This is a genomic window from Pseudomonas sp. (genome assembly GCF_050739995.1).
Lineage (GTDB): Bacteria > Pseudomonadota > Gammaproteobacteria > Pseudomonadales > Pseudomonadaceae > Aquipseudomonas.
Window position 1 is genome coordinate 1 of record NZ_JBOICG010000152.1, and the last position, 18,737, is coordinate 18,737.

The 18,737-nt window shown below is 59.4% G+C and carries 17 protein-coding genes and 1 riboswitch; of the genes, 6 read left to right on the forward strand and 11 right to left on the reverse strand.

Going from position 1 to position 18,737, the window contains the following annotated elements; translation table 11 throughout:
• Positions 1-128: 128 nt before the first annotated feature.
• Positions 129-1,538 (reverse strand): adenosylhomocysteinase, encoded by a 1,410-nt coding sequence (gene ahcY, locus ACRESD_RS05280; protein WP_431749960.1) that lies wholly within the window; start codon positions 1,536-1,538, stop codon positions 129-131.
• A 21-nt stretch (positions 1,539-1,559) separates the two neighbouring features.
• A riboswitch (S-adenosyl-L-homocysteine riboswitch) is annotated at positions 1,560-1,666 on the reverse strand.
• A gap of 198 nt (positions 1,667-1,864) precedes the next feature.
• On the opposite strand from ahcY, the gene ACRESD_RS05285 reads away from it, so the two are divergent.
• Positions 1,865-2,269: an acyl-CoA thioesterase gene (locus ACRESD_RS05285; protein WP_003194988.1), complete on the forward strand. Its 405-nt coding sequence runs from the start codon at positions 1,865-1,867 to the stop codon at positions 2,267-2,269.
• Between the two features lie 99 nt (positions 2,270-2,368).
• Complete coding sequence (locus ACRESD_RS05290) at positions 2,369-4,300, forward strand: patatin-like phospholipase family protein (RefSeq protein ID WP_431749961.1); 1,932 nt, start codon at positions 2,369-2,371, stop codon at positions 4,298-4,300.
• A gap of 60 nt (positions 4,301-4,360) precedes the next feature.
• Here ACRESD_RS05290 and ACRESD_RS05295 read toward each other — a convergent pair whose 3' ends face one another.
• The 3 genes from ACRESD_RS05295 to ACRESD_RS05305 are packed head-to-tail and all read right to left on the reverse strand — an operon-like array spanning position 4,361 to position 7,171.
• Positions 4,361-5,776 carry an ArnT family glycosyltransferase gene (locus ACRESD_RS05295; protein ID WP_431749962.1) on the reverse strand — a complete coding sequence of 472 codons (1,416 nt, stop codon included), beginning with the start codon at positions 5,774-5,776 and terminating at the stop codon, positions 4,361-4,363.
• Positions 5,776-6,762 carry a glycosyltransferase family 2 protein gene (locus tag ACRESD_RS05300; protein WP_431749963.1) on the reverse strand — a complete coding sequence of 329 codons (987 nt, stop codon included), beginning with the start codon at positions 6,760-6,762 and terminating at the stop codon, positions 5,776-5,778. Before ACRESD_RS05300 ends, ACRESD_RS05295 begins: the two co-directional genes overlap by 1 nt.
• A complete protein-coding gene (locus ACRESD_RS05305) occupies positions 6,743-7,171 on the reverse strand; it encodes a GtrA family protein (RefSeq protein ID WP_431749964.1) in 429 nt (142 codons plus the stop codon). The genes ACRESD_RS05300 and ACRESD_RS05305 overlap by 20 nt, the downstream gene beginning before the upstream one ends.
• 276 nt (positions 7,172-7,447) lie before the next feature.
• Here ACRESD_RS05305 and ACRESD_RS05310 point away from each other — a divergent pair, with 276 nt between their 5' ends.
• On the forward strand, positions 7,448-9,334 hold the full coding sequence (locus ACRESD_RS05310) for a DUF3857 domain-containing transglutaminase family protein (protein ID WP_431749965.1): 1,887 nt from the start codon (positions 7,448-7,450) through the stop codon (positions 9,332-9,334).
• Between the two features lie 18 nt (positions 9,335-9,352).
• Here the strand turns inward: ACRESD_RS05310 and ACRESD_RS05315 are convergent, their stop codons facing one another.
• Entirely contained in the window at positions 9,353-10,612 is a 1,260-nt protein-coding gene (locus ACRESD_RS05315; RefSeq protein WP_431749966.1) for a cation:proton antiporter, read from the reverse strand.
• 181 nt (positions 10,613-10,793) lie between these two features.
• On the opposite strand from ACRESD_RS05315, the gene ACRESD_RS05320 reads away from it, so the two are divergent.
• Complete coding sequence (locus tag ACRESD_RS05320; protein ID WP_431749967.1) at positions 10,794-11,180, forward strand: MAPEG family protein; 387 nt, start codon at positions 10,794-10,796, stop codon at positions 11,178-11,180.
• A 172-nt stretch (positions 11,181-11,352) separates the two neighbouring features.
• Here the strand turns inward: ACRESD_RS05320 and mltA are convergent, their stop codons facing one another.
• Positions 11,353-12,534, reverse strand: a complete 1,182-nt coding sequence (gene mltA / locus ACRESD_RS05325) for a murein transglycosylase A (protein ID WP_431749968.1) — start codon at positions 12,532-12,534, stop codon at positions 11,353-11,355.
• A gap of 129 nt (positions 12,535-12,663) precedes the next feature.
• On the opposite strand from mltA, the gene ACRESD_RS05330 reads away from it, so the two are divergent.
• Positions 12,664-13,113 (forward strand): c-type cytochrome, encoded by a 450-nt coding sequence (locus ACRESD_RS05330; protein ID WP_431749969.1) that lies wholly within the window; start codon positions 12,664-12,666, stop codon positions 13,111-13,113.
• A 6-nt stretch (positions 13,114-13,119) separates the two neighbouring features.
• Here the strand turns inward: ACRESD_RS05330 and ACRESD_RS05335 are convergent, their stop codons facing one another.
• From ACRESD_RS05335 to ACRESD_RS05355, 5 genes are all read right to left on the reverse strand, one after another.
• Positions 13,120-13,515, reverse strand: coding sequence for a DUF1090 domain-containing protein (locus ACRESD_RS05335; RefSeq protein WP_431749970.1), 396 nt, complete (start codon positions 13,513-13,515; stop codon positions 13,120-13,122).
• A gap of 70 nt (positions 13,516-13,585) precedes the next feature.
• Positions 13,586-15,250 (reverse strand): NAD-dependent DNA ligase LigB, encoded by a 1,665-nt coding sequence (gene ligB / locus ACRESD_RS05340; RefSeq protein WP_431749971.1) that lies wholly within the window; start codon positions 15,248-15,250, stop codon positions 13,586-13,588.
• A gap of 95 nt (positions 15,251-15,345) precedes the next feature.
• Positions 15,346-15,696, reverse strand: coding sequence for a hypothetical protein (locus ACRESD_RS05345; RefSeq protein WP_431749972.1), 351 nt, complete (start codon positions 15,694-15,696; stop codon positions 15,346-15,348).
• Positions 15,697-15,917: 221 nt separating this feature from the next.
• Entirely contained in the window at positions 15,918-17,108 is a 1,191-nt protein-coding gene (gene metK, locus ACRESD_RS05350; protein ID WP_431749973.1) for a methionine adenosyltransferase, read from the reverse strand.
• A gap of 19 nt (positions 17,109-17,127) precedes the next feature.
• The gene (locus ACRESD_RS05355; RefSeq protein ID WP_431749974.1) at positions 17,128-18,123 is read right to left on the reverse strand and encodes an ArsR/SmtB family transcription factor; all 996 of its coding nucleotides are present in this window, start codon (positions 18,121-18,123) and stop codon (positions 17,128-17,130) included.
• A 259-nt stretch (positions 18,124-18,382) separates the two neighbouring features.
• Between ACRESD_RS05355 and ACRESD_RS05360 the strand changes: the two genes are divergently transcribed.
• On the forward strand, positions 18,383-18,737 hold a 355-nt coding region (locus ACRESD_RS05360; protein WP_431749975.1), incomplete at its 3' end, for a transketolase.

Consider the following 18,737-nt stretch of genomic DNA (forward strand, 5'->3'; position numbering starts at 1 on the left):
TGTGGGAGCGGGCTTGCTCGCGAAAGCGGTGTGTCAGTCACCGGATGCATCAACTGACGTAGCGCATTCGCGAGCAAGCCCGCTCCCACACAAGCCCGTCGCCACAAGGACAGCGGGCAGCAGGTCAATCAGTAACGGTAAGCGTGCGGCTTGAACGGACCTTCGACCGTCACGCCGATGTAGTCGGCTTGGGTCTTGGTCAGCTGGGTCACTACGCCGCCGAAGCCGCGGACCATTTCCAGGGCCACTTCTTCGTCGAGTTTCTTCGGCAGTACTTCCACGGTCAGGCGCTCGGCTTTCTGAGCTGGCGACAGGTCGGCGTACTTCTGCTCGAACAGGAAGATCTGCGCCAGTACTTGGTTGGCGAACGAGCCGTCCATGATGCGGCTTGGGTGGCCGGTGGCGTTGCCCAGGTTAACCAGGCGGCCTTCAGCCAGCAGGATCAGGTAGTCGTCGTTCTGTGGGTCGAAATCACCAGCACCGGTACGGTGAACCTTGTGTACCTGTGGCTTCACTTCTTCCCATGCCCAGTTCTTGCGCATGAAAGCGGTGTCGATCTCGTTGTCGAAGTGGCCGATGTTGCAGACAACGGCGCGCTTCTTCAGAGCCTTGAGCATGTTGGCATCGCAGACATTCACGTTACCGGTGGTGGTCACGATCAGATCGATCTTGCCCAGCAGGGCCTTGTCGATGCTTGCTTCGGTGCCGTCGTTCTGGCCGTTGATGAACGGCGAAACCACTTCGAAACCGTCCATGCAGGCTTGCATGGCGCAGATCGGGTCGACTTCGGAAACCTTGACGATCATGCCTTCCTGGCGCAGGGACTGGGACGAACCCTTGCCCACGTCGCCGTAGCCGATCACCAGGGCTTGCTTGCCCGACAGCAGGTGGTCGGTACCGCGTTTGATGGCATCGTTCAGGCTGTGACGGCAGCCGTACTTGTTGTCGTTCTTGCTCTTGGTCACCGAGTCATTGACGTTGATGGCCGGGATTTTCAGCTCGCCCTTGGCCAGCATGTCCAGCAGGCGGTGAACGCCGGTGGTGGTTTCTTCGGTCACGCCGTGGACGCGGTCGAGGATCTGCGGGTATTTCTTGTGCAGCAGCTCGGTCAGGTCACCGCCGTCGTCGAGGATCATGTTGGCATCCCAAGGCGCGCCATCTTTGAGGATGGTTTGCTCCAGGCACCACTCGTACTCTTGCTCGGTCTCGCCTTTCCAGGCGAATACCGGGATACCGGCAGCAGCGATCGCGGCAGCGGCCTGGTCCTGAGTCGAGAAAATGTTGCAGGACGACCAACGCACTTCGGCACCCAGGGCAACCAGGGTCTCGATCAGTACGGCAGTCTGAATGGTCATGTGGATGCAGCCGAGGATCTTCGCGCCCTTGAGCGGTTGTTCAGCGGCGTACTTGCGGCGCAGGCCCATCAGGGCAGGCATTTCGGATTCGGCGATAAAGGTTTCGCGACGGCCCCAGGCAGCGAGGGACATGTCGGCGACTTTGTAGTCGTTGAAATCTGCAGGCGTGTTTACTGCGCTCATGAAGAGCCTCCATTCGTAGTGTGCGAATGGGCGCCGTTGTGCGTTTAGTATCAAGCCAGGGCAACCAGGCCGGACAACGCCCCATCCGAGCCTGACAGGTTGAACCTGCTGCAGCGCCCCTCGGACAGGTGGCGGGAGAACGGTATCAATCGAAGATGACCGTTTTGAAGCGGTGGCGATTATAGCCGTGTGCGCCCGACTTCCCAAGCCTTTCTGTCGGCCATATGAAGATCGTTCATGGGGTTGATAGGCAATGGCTCATAGAGGTTGGGCCCGGGCTCTGCCATGATGTTGCCCATCATTCGGCAAGACGCTTTGGAGTGACTATGAACTTCCACACCCGCAAATGGGTAAAACCCGAAGACCTCAACCCCAACGGCACCCTGTTCGGCGGTAGCCTGCTGCGCTGGATCGACGAAGAAGCGGCGATCTATGCGATTGTCCAGTTGGGCAACCAGCGGGTGGTGACCAAGTACATTTCTGAAATCAACTTCGTCAGCGCTTCACGCCAGGGCGACATCATCGAGCTGGGCATCACCGCCACCGAGTTCGGCCGCACCTCCATCACCCTGACCTGTGAAGTGCGCAACAAGATCACCCGTAAAAGCATCCTCACCGTGGAAAAGATGGTCTTCGTCAACCTCGGCGAAGATGGCCTGCCAGCGCCTCATGGACGTACCGAGATCAAGTACGTGAAGGACCAGTTCAAGGACGATAGCCTTCCCGAGTAACCCTGCTGCGCTGTGATTTGCTTTACCAAATCATTCCGCACGGATCTTTCCCAGGCGCTCTCATCACTCAGGACCACACCCTGTAGAGAGCGCCCATGGATGAAAGTGTTTAACTCGATCACCAAAATTCAACCCTCAGTGACTGAAGAGGCGTATTCCCCGACCCAACAAGCGGTGGAGACGCCGCTGGTGCAGGGGGTGGGTGCGCGCAATGTGACACTCATGCGTGATCAGCAGGGACGGGTGGACGTGTTTTTATCGGCCCCCCCTGTCACCAGCCTTGTACTCAGTGGGGGTGGCGCCAAGGGCATTGCTTTCTCGGGGGTGGTACGGGCACTTGAGGACGCCCAGAAGCTGAAAGGTATCCAATCGATCTCCGGCTCATCTGCCGGTGCTATTTCAGCAGCACTGATTGCCAGTGGCATGGGGGCTGAAGCGTTCGACAAGTTGTCGGATGGTATCGATTTGCCAAGCCTGCTCAATAGCAAAGATGCCGTGACGGCCTGGATGCAGGATGCCAGTACGACACTGGGCAAGCTTGTTGGGCGCTTGCCCGGCGCCGTCGGCAGTACCTCTCAATTGTTGATGACCTTGCTGCCGCGCCTGCAGACCGAGGCACTTCCCCTTGAAGAACTGATTCGCAATGAGTCGCGCCAGTCGATTCTGGGCCATATCGCGCAAACCCCTCGGGAAACCCGCTCGGCGGAAGTCATGCGCATTGCTGACAGGTTGAGTGCCGGAGGCGCTCCTACGTTTGGCGATCTTGAGGTGCTGAGTCGGGATATACCCGCGATCAAGCAACTCAACATCACCGGCACCGGCATGTTTGCCGACCGTCCACAGCTGGTGGTGTTCAACGCGAATCTGACGCCGCAGATGGATATTGCCAGGGCGGCGCATATTTCCGGCTCGTTGCCACTGGTGTTCAAGAGCCCGATGGAGCAAGGACACGGTTTCCAGGCTTCAGCTGAAACCACCGCATTCAAGGACGGTGGCCTGCTGCTCAATACCCCGGCGCCAGGTGTGGTAGATCGGGCGTTTCCCGAGAGCCCCCTGGCCAAGTCTGAGGCGTTGATCGTCAAATTCGAGTCAGATGCCTCTGGTGAGCGAGCGCGCAGTGGCGGCTTTTTCAGCCACTTGGCAGATCGCATCACGGGCGTTCCGCATTCGGCTGCTGGAGCCTTCCAGGATAAAAAGCTCGAAGCGTTCGCCGAGCAGATCGTGACATTGCCCCTGAAGACCGAAAAAGGCGATTTTCGAGGCCTGCTCACGGGCACGGTCAACTTCACGATGCAGGATGAGCAGAAGCAACACCTGCAAGCGAAGGCGCGCCAGGCGGTAGACGCGCATTTGGAGCGTCGTACCACTGCACTTGAGCACCACGCTTTCCAATCGCTGGATGACGCCGTGTTGGCCATGGATGATTCAATGCTCGCCAGTGTGCAACCGGCGCTGCAAAAAGACCCCGCCGCCTCGGATGTGCTGATGTTTCGGGAAAGCGCAAAACAGGCGTTGCAAGCCCTGCATGTCGCGATTACCGAGGCTAACCAGGCACAGGGCGCGCTGGTGCTCACGCCGAGAATCTTATCGGCCCTGCGTAACCTCGACGCCCTGGCCGAGCGTCCTGAGCACATCGATTGGTTGGGGCGATGCCTCAATGTCGCCAGTCAGACCAACTTTCAACAGTTGTTGCAAGCGGCGGCCAAGCAGATCGCAGGCGGTGCATTGCCGATGTCCAAGGTCATTGGCCGTGCTGTCGCTGAGATGAGCGTGCGTGATATTGCGATGAAAGCTGAAAACTTCACGCGAGAGGTGATCTACCCGTCGCTGTTCCGACCCGGCCAGCCCGAGTCCAATGTTGAACTGTTGCACCGTGCGGCCCAAGACCTGGCATGGGCCACCACACCCACCGAATTCAACCGGGTACTCGACACCCTCGTTGACAGTTACAAGGCACGCAACAAGCCCTGGGGCAAGGCCTCCAGTTCAACCACCGTGGAGATGGCCAAGGCCTGGCGTTTGCCGGCTTAGTTGATTCGCAGTGAAAGCTGCCTGCGAGGCGGATGATCCGAATGGTGCAACGTGACGGTATCAGGGCGAAGGCTTCTGAGGGGCGCACCGAAACAGCACGCTCTCGCTGGCCCGCAGGCGTTCGTTGCAGTTGAGCGCTTGCAAGGGCTCGATGCCGTACTTCAGGTCGGACTCCCGGCGTGCGACATAGAACACTTTGTTATCGGGCAATTGGGAAAGGTCTCTTGATCGTCTGGCCTGCCCCGCGGTGTAAAACTCCCCTGAATAGGAACGCCGCCCCCAATAATAAAGGTCTCCCGGTTCATCCTTTTGCAGCTGCTGCCAGGCCAGCGCCAGGGCCTGCTGATTGTTGGGACGCTCAAAGGCACGGCCATCCACTACAGCCACCCCGATCACGACCGGCAGCAGCAGGCTCAATACAAGGCCTACGGCAACCCGCACCCGGCTTGCCGGCATGGCGTGATCGAGCGCACCGGCCAACAGCAAGCTCCACGCCGGCAGCGCGGGCAACACATAGGTCCACAAAATATTGCCGGAAAAGGTAAAGAAGGCAGGCGTTATCAAGGCCCACAAAACGACATAGCTGTAATAAGGCCAGGACTTGAGCAGCCTGCGGTAACCGAAGTACAAGGCAGGTAGCAACAGCGTCCATGGAAACATCGCAATCAGCAGTTCCAGCCAGATCGCACCCGCCATACGGGCGTGAGCAGTGCCGTACAAATCACCGGCCCAATCGCTGACGGTGTAGCGCCTCCAGTGCTCGCCGATCAGAAAATAGTCCAGAAACCCTGGTGTACGCAGTTCAGCAACGACATACCAGGGCACGGCGATCAGCAGCATCAGAGCAATGCCTGTGGCCCAGGGCAGTCGCACAAAGGCGCGCCACCGGTTGTGATAGAGCGTCCAGATCACCGCTGTTGAACCCACCAGCACGCCCACCAGCGGTCCTTTGGATAACAGGCCCAGGCCCAGTCCGGCAAACCCTGCCAAGGCCCAGCGTCGATCATAGCGGGCAGCGCCGCGCCAGAAGCCGTAGCTGGCGAGTACGACTGAAAAGCTCAGTGCCGGGTCGGTCAGCACCACACCTGCCGACAGCAAGCCAAGCGTTGAGCTGGAAAAAATAATCGCGGCCAGCAACCCGGTGCGTTCATCCGCTTCCTCGCGAGCGAAGCGGATAATGATCAGGCAGCTGGCGACATGAAACAGCCACGCCGGAAACCGAATGGCGAATTCGTTGATCCCCAGCAGTTTCATACTCAGCGCCTGGGTCCAGAAAGAGAGCACAGGCTTGCCCCAGAACGGTACGCCTACATCGAACAGCGGCGTTACCCAATCGCCCAGGGTGAGCATCTTGCGGGCCATTTCGCCGTAGCGGGCCTCGGATGTATCCATGAGCGGGTAGAAGCCAATGCTGGCCAGACGAATGCCAAGGATGGCGAGCAATACCAGCCAGAGTGTGCGGCGAGTCATTATCATCAGAGGGTTTCTTGTTCGAGGGCGGGAGTTGTGTCGGGTTTTCCTGGCTTTCGGGGCATGTGACCAACCTGGCCCTTGAGCAAATAGATCGGCCTGTGCCTGACCTCGCTCAATGTCGCGCCCATGTATTCACCGATCATCGCGGTGCCCAAGGCGATAAACGCCGCGATACCCAGGACAAAGTGGTGGGTACCGAGGGTCTCGGCACTGAACTGGTGGACGATGAACGCCAGCGTGCTGATGAAGATCAGCAGGCTGAGCAGGCTGAACCAGCGCAAGGGTTTGCGAGACACCGCCAATACGCCGTCGATACCCAGATCAACCAGTGCCAGGGGGCCCCATTTGGTTTGACCGGCGATGCGGGGTTCACGGTCGTAGGGCATTTCGATGGTGTTGAATCCGAGCCAGCCGATCAGGCCCTTCATGAAGCGTGTCCGTTCCGGCATGGCGCGCAGGGCGGCCAACGGCGCGGGGCCGATCAAGCGAAAGTCGCTGACGTGAGGCGGGACGTCGAACTTGTCTGCCAGAAAGCCGATGAGTGTGTAATACAGATGGGCGCTGATGCGTTTGCCGGGTGTGTCCGATACTCGACTGCGCCTCTGCATGTTGACGATGTCGAAACCATTGAGCCACTGATCGACCATTAATGGGATACATTCGGGTGGATCTTGCAGGTCGGCATCAATAAATAGAACTGCGTCACCACGCGCGTGATCGACCCCGGCCACCATCGCAGCCTCTTTGCCGAAGTTGCGACTCAAGTTCAGACAGCGCACCTCGGGTGTTTGGCAGAAAAAACTCAGCACGTTCTGAGTTTCATCGCGGCTGCCATCATTCACGTACAGTAATTCATAACGAATACTCAATGCCCGCACTGCCGCCATCAAGCGCTGATGAAAGACAGGTAATACCTTGGCTTCGTTATAACAGCAGATAATGACACTGAGCATCGGACGCAGTGCCCGATCAGCTATTGATAGGTTCATGACGGAAGGTCCAATGCTGGTTGATTCGAAAGGCGATCAGCGTCAGGGCGCCCGTAGTGATCATCTGCATCAGCCAGGGATGCCGTGGGAACAGGTTCAGCAGCAGTACCATCACCGCCAGGTTGCCAAGGTTGTAGAGCAGGGCGGTGACCCCGAAACGCAGCCATTGGCGAGCGTCGGCCCCGTCGACACGTTTAACGAACGTCCACCGTTTGTTGCCGTGATAACTCACGATGGTTCCCAGCAGAGCACCGAACAATGTGGAGACTATTAGTGGTAGTACAAAAGATAATAACAAGAGTGTTATATAGTGGGCGCCGGTCGCCAACAGGCCGATCATCAAATAATGGGGAAGGCACGATCGAGCCTTGTCGGGAGATGAATAGGTCATATAGTCGGGCGCGTTCATAGTCGGGCAAGTTGGGGTGGATAGATTCTATCGGGCGCATCGTTAACGTATATGAAAATAATCGAAATAAGTCAGGTATTACCAAACTGTAATCAGGCAGTAAGTTATTTGTTAATGAAGTGTTTGATAGCGACTTAAAAGTGCCGCTCGCAGTCAATGCATGGGGCGGGCCTGGGATCACCGCTTTCCGCGCGTTTCAATGATAGGGAAGTCGATTCGTCATAAATGAATGGCAAAGTCGCTGCGCGGTTTTCCATTCATGAAAGAAGGATCTTTATGCGGGCTTTTCCTTTTTTGCAGGTACGCAGGTGGTGTGTGCTGGTTGTGGCGGTAGGCGTGCTCGGGACGGCGCAGGCCAAGGACGATGCGACGGATCGTTCCGTGACCATCGAAAAAAACACGCAAGCGTTTGTGATCAATGCCGACGGCAGTTACGTGCTAAATGCCGATGAGGTCGTGCGGATCAATGAAGAGCGTGCCATCAAATTCAGCGCCCAGCGGGCTGTCACTTACAACCGCTCTCTGGACACCCTGGACATTCTCGAAGCCTTCACCCAGAAGCCCGACGGGCGCAAGGTGATGGTCAGTGCGGATCGGATCAGGGAGCAACAGGAACGGGCCTCGGCGGATGCGCCGATGTTCCAGGACTCGCGGGTCAAGGTAGTGATCTTTCCGGACGTGGCCGTGGGTGATCGCCTTAACCTGCGTTTCCAACTGACGCGTAAGACGGCGATGTTCCCCGGCGAGTTCACGGCCCTCTCCATTGCCAGCCAGAACCCGACCGAGGCCTACAGCCTGACCTACGACTTGCCGATCGAAAAAATCTTGTACGCCGATGCCCGTGGTTTTACGCCGTCCACACCGGTGGCGGCACCCGGGCGCAAGGTCTATCGCTGGGACTATGTACAGGCCGAGAAAACTCGGCCTGAGCAAAGTGCAGTGGCCTACACCGACTACGGCCAAATGCTCGCTGTTTCGACCTTTACGGATTACAAGGCGATGGCCAGGGCCTACGAGGCACGCGCCACGGTTGAGCTCACGCCGGCAATCACTGAGTTGGCGCAGACACTCACTGCAGGCCTGACGACATCGCGGGAGAAGGCTTTGGCGCTGAGTGACTGGGTGCGTAAGAATATTCGCTATGTCGCTGTGTATCTCGATGTCGGCGGCGTGGTGCCGCACTCGGCGCAGTCGGTGCTGGACAATCGCTACGGCGACTGCAAGGACCATGTGGCACTGCTGGAGGCCTTGCTCAAGGCCGTCGCCATCGAAAGCTCGCCAGCCTTGATCAACCTGGGCAACGCCTACACCTTACCCACAGTGGCTGTGATGAGGCCGATCAACCATGTGATCACCTATGTCCCAAGTCTGGCGCTCTACCTGGACTCCACCGCGAGCGCCATTGCGGCCGGTTACTTGCCGCCGCAGGACCTAGACAAACCGGTACTGCTGACCCGCACCGGCGAGATGGCACGCACGCCGGCCACCCAGTCCAACAAAGTAACCAGTGAACTGGTGTTCAAGGTCGATGACAAAGGGGCGGCGGACTTTACCCAAACCACCCATGCGGAAGGCTGGCGCACGGAAGTGATGCGCTACATGGTCAGGTCGCGTCCGCCAACGGAGCGTGAACAGATAGTCGTGAAAATACTGCGAAGCCATGGACAGACGGGCAGCGGCACGTTGCAAACAGACGCGCTGGACGGTGATGCACCCCGTTTCAAGACCGTGCTGGCAGGGCATACGGAAAACCTCATCAGCCTGCCCGGACCTATTGGCGTGCCGGCGCTCAGTCGCCTGGGTGGCAGCATTGTCCAGGATGTACTGTTTCTCTCGGCAGAAAAGGTGCGAGCGCAGAACTTCACCTGCTTCGCCAATGAAAGCGTTGAAAAGGCCCGTTTCGAGTTTCCGCAGTCAGTGAATATCTTGGCGGTGCCCAAGTCCGTATCACTCAAGGGCGCGGACATGACCTACGAGGCTCGCTATGAGCGCGACGGCAATAGCGTGCAAGTCTCCCGTGCTTTCACATTCAGCCATCCCGGGGCGGTGTGCAGCCCTGAGTGGTTCAAGGCCGAGCAGCCGATGATCGAAGCCATGACCAATGACCTGAAAAACCAGATCATCGTTCAGGCTGCCCAAGACAGCGGGTTGGCGGCGAAGTGATTCGCCGCCGGTTGCAACTCAGTGGGCGTCGGTTTGCGGTGCCGGTTCACCTTGGGTCACATGCTTGACCAGCTTGCCGATGCTCAAGCCTTGCAGCAGGATCGATGACAGCACCACGATGTAGGTGATGCTCAGCAGCAAATCGCGTTCCGGGCCCAGCGGCAAGGCCAGGGCCAATGCCACGGACACACCGCCGCGCAAGCCGCCCCAGGTGAGGATACGGATGGTGCCGCGCGGCACGCTGCGCCAGCGACGCAGCAGCAGGATCGCTGGCGCCACCGTCAGCAGGCGCGACAGGAGGATCGCCACGGCCAGCAAACTCGCCGCAAACACATGCAGCCAGTTGAACGGCAACAGCAGCAGTTCCATGCCGATCAATGCGAACAGCAGGGCGTTGAGCATGTCATCGAGCAGTTCCCAGAAACCGTCCAGGTAGCGCCGGGTCATGTCGTTCATCGCCAGTTTGCGCCCGAGGTTGCCGATGATCAGCCCTGCGACCACCATCGCAATCGGCGCAGAGACATGCAGCTCGGTGGCCATCGCCGAGCCGCCGATGACCAGGGCAAGGGTCAGCATCACCTCGATCTGGTGCTGTTCGATGCTCTTGATCATCAGGTACACCAGGTAACCAATCAGGCCACCGAACACTACGCCGCCGATCGCTTCATGGGCGAAGAGCATGGCGGTGGCGCCCACGGTCGGGGTTTCGCCCAACTGTGCGATGCCCAGCAACACGGTGAACACCACGACCGCCGTGCCATCGTTGAACAGCGACTCGCCGACGATGGTGGTTTTCAACGGCTTCGAAGCGTTGGCGGTACGCAGCACACCCAGGACCGCAATCGGATCGGTGGGCGAGATCAGCGCACCAAACAGCAGGCAGTACAAGAAGCTTACGTGCCAGCCAAACAGGGCAAAGATGTAATACGCCAGGCTGCCGATCACCACGGTGGCAATCAAAACGCCAAAGGTTGCCAGCAGGCCGATGGGCCAGCGGTAGCTGCGCAGGTCGTTCAGGTTGACGTGCAAGGCGCCGGCAAACAGCAGGAACGACAGCATCCAGTTCATCAGCAAGTCGCCGAAGTCGATCTGACCGATCAGTTGCTGGATACGCTCTTCCAGGCCCGGGTAGCCGAGCACGCTCAGGCCTTGCAGGATCAGGGAAAACACCAGGGCCGTGACCATCACACCAATGGTGGGCGGCAGGCCGATAAAACGGAAGTTCACATATGTGAGCAGGGTGGTGAGGCAAATGAAGGCGGCGACAAGTTCAAGCATCCGGGATCCTTGGAAGTTGGGTAAAGGTCATCAATGGTGGATGGACCGCAATAGCGACGGGATGTTGCAAGTAACGGATAGAACCTTTGCTGTGTCACACGGCTCATAGCGGGTGAGTGCGATAGCGCATGTTTAGTGCTAAAACTCTAATCGCTGGTAAAAACAACAAAAGGAATCTGTGATGACAGTGGCATTCTGGTGTGTATTGATCGCGATTTTTCTGCCTTACCTGTGCACAAGCGTGGCCAAATTCAGCGGCGGCAAGTTCGGGCTGCGAGATAACCATGACCCACGTGCCTTCCTGAATACCGTCGAAGGGGTGGCCAAGCGCGCCCACAACGCTCAACTGAACAGTTTTGAAGTGACGCCGGCATTTGCGGCGGCGGTGATCATTGCGCACTTGGCGGGTACGGCGTCGCTGGTGACGATCAATGTGTTGGCGGTGTTGTTCATCACCAGCCGCCTGCTGTACATCATTTGCTACCTGGCGGACTGGGCGGTGCTGCGTTCGCTGGTGTGGGGTGTGGGGATGGCGTTGATTGCGAGTTTCTTCTTCGTCTCGATCTAAAGTCTGATGCCGATCCTGCTGGGCATTTGTAGTGAGCGGGCTTGCCCCGCGCTGGGTGGCGAAGCCGCCCTGACAAGGGCACCGCGGTATTCCAGAAAGACCGCGGTACCAGGATTTTGGGCTGCTACGCAGCCCAGCGCGGGGCAAGCCCGCTCACTACATTGGTACTCGGTCAGGTTCCGGCGGGTGCATCTGGAACCTGCGGCAGCGCGGCGCCCTTGGGCCATAGCATCCAGATCTGCCCTTGCTGCTTCATGTTGCCCGCCAATTCACCCGCTGCATCACCGGTGCCCCAGAACAGGTCCGCACGCACTTCTCCGGTGATTGCACCTCCCGTATCCTGCGCCGCGACGGGCCTTGCGATCGGTGAGCCGTCGGGTTTGGTGGTGGACAGCCACAACAGGCTGCCCAGCGGGATCACCTTGCGATCCACCGCCACGCTATAGCCGGCCGTCAACGGTACGTTCAGCGAACCACGTGGCCCTTCGTTACTGTCGGGGCGGGCGCTGAAGAACACGTAGCTCGGGTTGCTCGCCAACAGCTCTGGAATGCGTTGCGGGTGGGCTTTGGCCCAGGCACTGATGGTGCCCATGGTCACGTCGTCTTTTTTCAGTTCGCCTTGCTCCACCAGCCATCGACCAATCGGGCGGTAGGGATAGCCGTTCTGGTCACCGTAACCCACGCGTAGCTGGCGCCCGCCCGCCAGTTGAATACGGCCCGAACCTTGGATTTGCAGGAATTGCAGGTCCATCGGGTTGGTCAACCAGGCAATCGGCTTGGCGGTCGAGCCTTGGCTGTTGAGGGTGCCGGCGTCGTCATAGGGCTTGAGCACGCGACCTTCCAGGCGGCCGCGCAGGCGCTTGCCCTTGAGCTCGGGGTAGATACTTTCCAGGTTGACGATGATCAGATCGTCCGGCACACCGTACACCGGCACATGGGCGGTGGTGGTTTCGGTCAGGCTGCCGGGGTAGACCGGTTCGTAGTAGCCGGTGATCAAGCCGTTCGGGGTGTTGTCAGCCGAGCGCAGGCCGAATACATCCAGATGCTCCTTGAGAAAACCACGAACTGCCACCGCATTGCCTGGCACGCTTACGGCTGCGGCACACGTGGCGCCCCACACCGGGTCGGCCTTGAGGCGCTGGCAGGCGCTGCGCCAGGATTCAAAGCCGGCCAGCAGGTCGCTGTCGGACACGCTGGGTAAGGTTTCCCACGGTGCGCTCACATACGTGGCGACGGCGTGGGGTTTGGCGGCTTCCGGTTTATTGGCCTCTTTGCCGCCGTCACAGCCGGCCAGCAGGGCGATCATCGGCAGAGCCCACACCAGGCGGCTCCAGGGTTTGAAGGTGACATTCATACAAGCAATTCCTGAAGCGATCGCCCGTGCGTTCGCGCAAACGGGCAACCCTTATTGTTAATAGGGCTATTGGTCTTTATGGGCGGGGCGAGGATACTGGCCGCCGTTTCCCGTGACCTTGAAGCCATCATGACTTTTAAAAAACTGACCGTAGTATTGCTGGCCTGCCTGACTGTGTCCGCCTGTGGCGGTGTTGACCCCAACTCGCCCCTGGGGCAGCGCAAGGCGATCTTCAAGCAGATGCTCAAGACCGGCGAAGACTTGGGCGGCATGTTGCGCGGGCGCATCCCGTTCGACGGCGCAAAATTTGCCGACGGCGCGGTCAAGCTGGACGCGTTGTCCCATGAGCCGTGGAAACATTTCCCCAGCGTGCGTGAGGAAGACCACACCAGCGCCAAGGATAACGTGTGGCAACAACAGGCACGCTTCCAGGAGCTGGCCCGCAACCTGGAGACGGCCACCGGTGAGCTGGTGATCACCAGCCAGGTCCAGCCTTACAAAGCCAGTAACCTGGGGCCTGCGGTGCAGAAAGTCGAAGATGCCTGCACCGCTTGCCATAAACAGTTCCGGGACCACTGACCGGTTTTACTTGTCGAGTTCTTCCACGGCCTCCTGCAGCTCTTTGCGGGATTCGGCGAGCTTGTCCTTGCGCTTGTTGATCTTGTCGGCGTCGCCTTTTTTCATCGCCTTGTCGAGGTCGGCCTGACGGCGGCTGACTTCGTGCTTGGCGTCGAGCACCTTGTTTTCGCGTTCTTTGCGCAGGGAAGCATCAGTGCAGTTGGCGGTGGTTTCGCTGAGGGCTTTTTCCAGGCCGGCCTGCTGCTCGCTGTTGCCGTGAGCCTTGGCTTGTTCTATCTGGGTGCTGATGGCCTGGCGCTTGGCGGCGCAGCCAGTGAGGGGGGACGCTTCTTCGGCTGCCAGCAGCGGTGTGGCCATGAAACTTGCGACGGTCAACAGGGCAATGGGGGCAAAAAATTTCATGTGGGGCTCCAGAGTCGTAATCCGATGGCAGGGTGAATTCTGCCGTGGGTTAAAAGTTGTTGGCCTGGGTTCAAAACCCGTCTATCCCGGCCGTGTGTAATGTTTCAGCCAGCGCTTGCACTTGCGGGTCGCGAAAAAAAGCGCTGAGTTGCGCCGCACGACCGGGGCCGATGCCGTCGGTGGCTAGCCAGGCTTGCGTGTCCCGGCTGGCCAGGGCCTGCCAATCGCCTTCCAGGTTATTACGTGCCGAAGGCGGTACGCCCAGGGCTTTCAGCCATTGTGCAAAGGGTTGCTGCCGGGCGCTGCGGATGCTGTCGAGCACTCGCGTACGACGGCGGTCACCGAAGCCATCAATGTTAGCAAGCTCTGCTGCATCCAGGGTTAACCAATCGAGAAAGCCTGCGATTAGACCGGCCTGGATCAATACGTTCCAGGTCTCGCGGCCCATATGCGGCAAGGCCAGTCCTTGATTGCCGCTCAACCAGGTCAGGCGAGCAAGCAGTTGTTCCTCGCAGCCTGGGTCCAATTGCCAGCAGCTCAAGGCATGGAAGGCGTGGACGTCGGGTACTTGCACGTCCACCCTCGTTTCATTGCGCAGGATGACCTCGTCCAGGCGGGGAATCACTTGCCCAGCCAGGCTGATGGAAACGTGATCTCCGGGGCGAATATCCAAGGTTTGCCAGCGCTTCAGGGAGCCCGCGCTGACCCGACGGATCTGCCGATCATCCAGGCGTACCGGTTCCAGTTCCAGAATGGGTGTAATACGCCCGGTGCGACCAATCTTGAATTGCACTTCGCGTACCAGTGCCAGGGCCTTGGCGGGTGGGTACTTCCAGGCGACCGCCCAGTAAGGTGCACTGGCTTGCCAGCGGTCGGCGGGTGCATGGGCCGCTTGATGCAGCACCACACCATCGCTGGCAAAGGGCAGCGGTTGGTTGTACCAGTGCGAGCGCCAATGAACAGCTTCGCTGATGTGCTTGATAGGTTGGCTGTAACGCTCGCTGTCGGTGAATCCCCAGCGTGCCAGGGTCGCCAGGCGCTCGGAGAAGTCGGTCGGGCCTTCTGGCCAGGCCCAGATAAAAAGTCCGACTCCGGCGGCTTCGACGTCACTCAACTGGTGGCGGTTCATCAAGCCAGCCACCTTGCTACGGGCACTGATCCCGCCCTGTGCCGACTGTACGTGTGATTCAAGGCGCCAATAAAGCTCGCCTTGCAACACCACGTCGACCGGCTCCGACAACTGCTGGACGATGCCGGCGATTTTGCTGGCAGAGGCTGACCAATCCTGGCCGAGCATGCCATCGCCCCGGCTGATGACCTGGCTCAAGCGTCCGCCGCGATACACCAAGGTCACTGCCACGCCGTCGACCTTGGGTTGGATCCAGACGTCTTCACGGGAACTGAGCCAGTCGCTGACGGCCAACTCATCCAGCAGTTTTTCCAGGCCGGTGTGTGCGATTGGATGAGGCAGGGTGCCCCGTGAGCTTGCCAGGGGATTGTCAGTGCTCGACGTGGGTTGGGGAAAACATTCGCGCCAACGGTCCAGGCGCTGGCGGGCCTGGTCGTAGAGTTCGTCGCTGACGGAGGACTGGCCAAGTCGGTGGTAGTTGTCATCCCACAGGCGGACTTGCCGGGCCAGGGTGTCAAACTGTGAACGGGCCTGGTCGGAGCACTCTTCGGCCCCGACCCAAAAAGGCAGAATGCTGAGCAGTAGAACAATTAGCCGGCGCATCATGAGCATCCTTGCTCGAAAAGGGCGTCCAGCCTAAGTGATCCACGCGGCCACAAAAAAGCCCCGAACGAGCGGGGCTTTTTACCGGGTGTTTCTGCTTACTTGAACAGGCCGCCCAAGGCTTTCACTGCGTCGTTGTTCTGCGCCTTGGCCTGTTGCTTTTGCTGGCTGGCGTCGACTTTGGCTTGAGACTCGGCGATTTTGTTGCAGCCTTTGTTTACCTGTTCCAGCGCGGCTTCAAATGCCTTCACTTTCAGAACGTCGTTCTGAGCGTTGGCGGCATCGATCTTGGCTTGCAGGTCTTTGGCGTGTTGTTGGCAGTCGCCGGAATTGCCGCTACCCAGTTGGGAGCTCAGGGCTCCGCTCAGTGCGCTCAGGTCAGCGGCGTGAGCGGGCAGGGTGAACAGGCTGAGCAGCAGGGCGGCAGGGGCGAGCGTGGAAATGCGCATGAAAAACCTCAATGTTCGATTGCCTGCGCGCTTATCCGTCTCGGGCGGGCGCAGTGCAATATCCAGATTAAGGTGAAGGGCCCGAGAGGGCGCGGATTCTAGAGGGCCATCATTTGGCCTGCAAGGTTTGGATCCAAAAAATGTGATCGTCGTCCGCAAACTCCATGGCAATAAAAAGCCCCGCCGAGCTAACCCGGCGGGGCCTTGAGTACCCAGAGCGATTACAGACCGGCAGCGGTGCGCAGGTCGTTGGCGCGGTCGGTTTTTTCCCAGGTGAACGTGGTGAAGGTATCGTCGCCGACGGTCTTCTGCGCTGGGGTACGGCCGAAGTGGCCGTAGGCCGCGGTTTCCTGGTACATCGGGTGCAGCAGGTCGAGCATGGTGGTGATCGCGTAAGGGCGCAGGTCGAAGATCTCACGCACCAGCTTGATGATCTTGTCGTCGCTGATCTTGCCGGTGCCGAAGGTGTTCAGCGAGATCGATGTAGGCTGGGCCACACCGATGGCGTAGGACACCTGAATCTCGCAGCGCTCAGCCAGGCCAGCGGCGACGATGTTCTTGGCCACGTAGCGACCGGCATAGGCAGCCGAACGGTCAACCTTGGATGGGTCTTTACCGGAGAACGCGCCACCGCCGTGACGGGCCATGCCGCCGTAGCTGTCGACGATGATCTTGCGGCCGGTCAGGCCGCAGTCACCCACCGGGCCACCGATGATGAACTGGCCGGTCGGGTTGATGTGGAACTGGGTGTCCTTGGTCAGCAGTTCGGCCGGCAGCACGTGCTTGACGATCAGCTCCATCACGCCTTCACGCAGGTCGGTGTAGGACACGTCCGGGTTGTGCTGGGTCGACAGCACAACGGCGTCGATACCGACCACTTTGCCGCCTTCGTAACGGCAGGTCACCTGGGACTTGGCGTCCGGGCGCAGCCACGGCAGCAGGCCGGATTTACGGGCTTCGGCCTGGCGTTGTACCAACTGGTGCGAGAAGGTGATCGGTGCCGGCATCAGCACGTCGGTTTCGTTGCTGGCGTAGCCGAACATCAGGCCCTGGTCACCAGCGCCCTGATCTTCAGGCTTGGCGCGGTCCACGCCCTGGTTGATGTCGGGGGACTGCTTGCCGATGATGTTCATCACGCCGCAGGTCGCGCCGTCGAAGCCGACGTCGGAACTGTTGTAGCCGATGTCGGTGATCACATCACGGACGATCTGTTCCAGGTCGACCCAGGCCGAAGTGGTCACTTCGCCAGCGATGATCGCTACACCGGTTTTCACCAGGGTCTCGCACGCCACGCGGGCGAACTTGTCTTGAGCAATGATGGCGTCCAGCACCGCATCAGAAATCTGGTCGGCGATTTTGTCCGGATGCCCTTCAGACACGGACTCGGAGGTGAAAAGGGAGTATTCGCTCATCTCGATGTTTTCCTGATATTTACCGATGGTGAGTGTCGCCAGCCGGTCGCTGAAAATGGCGGACCTGGATCTGGAAACCATTACGTAAACCTACATAGAGGCTTTCCCCGGGAACGAGTCCCGCAGCGGTGGCCCAACGGGCCAGATCGTCCTGTTCAAAACCCAACCAGAGATCACCGCAGGCCTCCTTGGCCCAATTCTGGTTGTGGCTGCATAAATCCGTAACCAGCAGGCTACCGCCGGGGTGCAGCAACCCGGCCATTTGCTTGAGGGCGTCGGCGGGGGCGGCGAAATGGTGCAAGACCATGTTCAGCACCACGCAATCGGCCCGCAGGCTGGTGTGATTCAGGGCGTCGGCCAACTGCAGGCTGACGTTCCCCAGTGCTTCTCGCTCGCACAGTTGGCGTGCCAGTTCCAGCATGGCCGGACTGTTATCCAATGCCGTGACCTGCTCGAAGCGGCGCGCCAGTTCCGGCAAGAAACCGCCATCCCCAGGGCCGACTTCCAATGCGGTTGCTTCTTCACTGAAGCTCAGCTTGTCCAACAACGCCAGTACGCTTTCGCGGTACTGGGGCAAGCCAGCGATCAAGTCCTGCTGGGCGCGAAACTTCTCGGCAACCCGTGAGAAGAAGTCCTGGCTGGCGGCGGCGCGTTGCCCGTGTACTTGAGCGATACGCGACTGCACATCTGTCGGCAGCCCAAGGCTGTCCACTTCATCCAGCAACGCAGCGTGCAGTTTGCCGCCGAGCAACTCGGTGTGGGGCAGGGCACGGCGATAGAAGATCGCATTGCCTTCACGGCGGGTGGCCACCAGATCGGCCTGGGCCAGCACCTTTAAATGGTGGCTCATGCCCGATTGGCCAATGGCGAAAATCTGCGCCAGTTCCAGTACGCCGAAGGAGTCGTTGGCCAGTGCGCGCAATACGTTCAGGCGCAACGGATCACCAGCGGCCTTGCACAAGGCTGCCAGCTCATCGCCGTCGTCGGGACGCAGGGAGGGCACGGGTAGGTTCATAAGGCCAGCAGTCTAGTGACGGGGGGAAGTCCCCGCAAGGTCAATATCAAAAAGTTTTGATATTGATCGATAAGTGGCGGTTATAAGCAACCGCTATAGCCTTTAGACGAAGCGGTGAAAGGTTTCTGCAGGCGAATGCCGCCCAAAGCACAGGAAAAACACCCTCAAGTGACTATCTGTCATTGCCCGCAAGCGGTGGCTGAGGGAAAATGCCGGTCCTTTTTTCCGTTTCTTTTCAGCAAACCCCAGGAGATCAGCGATGCCCAGCCGTCGTGAGCGTGCCAACGCCATTCGTGCCCTCAGCATGGATGCCGTGCAAAAAGCCAACAGCGGCCATCCCGGTGCCCCAATGGGCATGGCGGATATCGCCGAGGTACTTTGGCGTGACTACCTGAAACACAACCCGAGCAACCCGTCGTTCGCCGACCGTGACCGCTTCGTGCTGTCCAACGGCCACGGCTCGATGCTGATCTACTCGTTGCTGCACCTGACCGGCTACGACGTCACCATCGACGACCTGAAAAACTTCCGCCAGATCCACAGCCGCACCCCGGGCCACCCGGAATTCGGCTACACCCCAGGCGTCGAGACCACCACCGGTCCCCTGGGCCAAG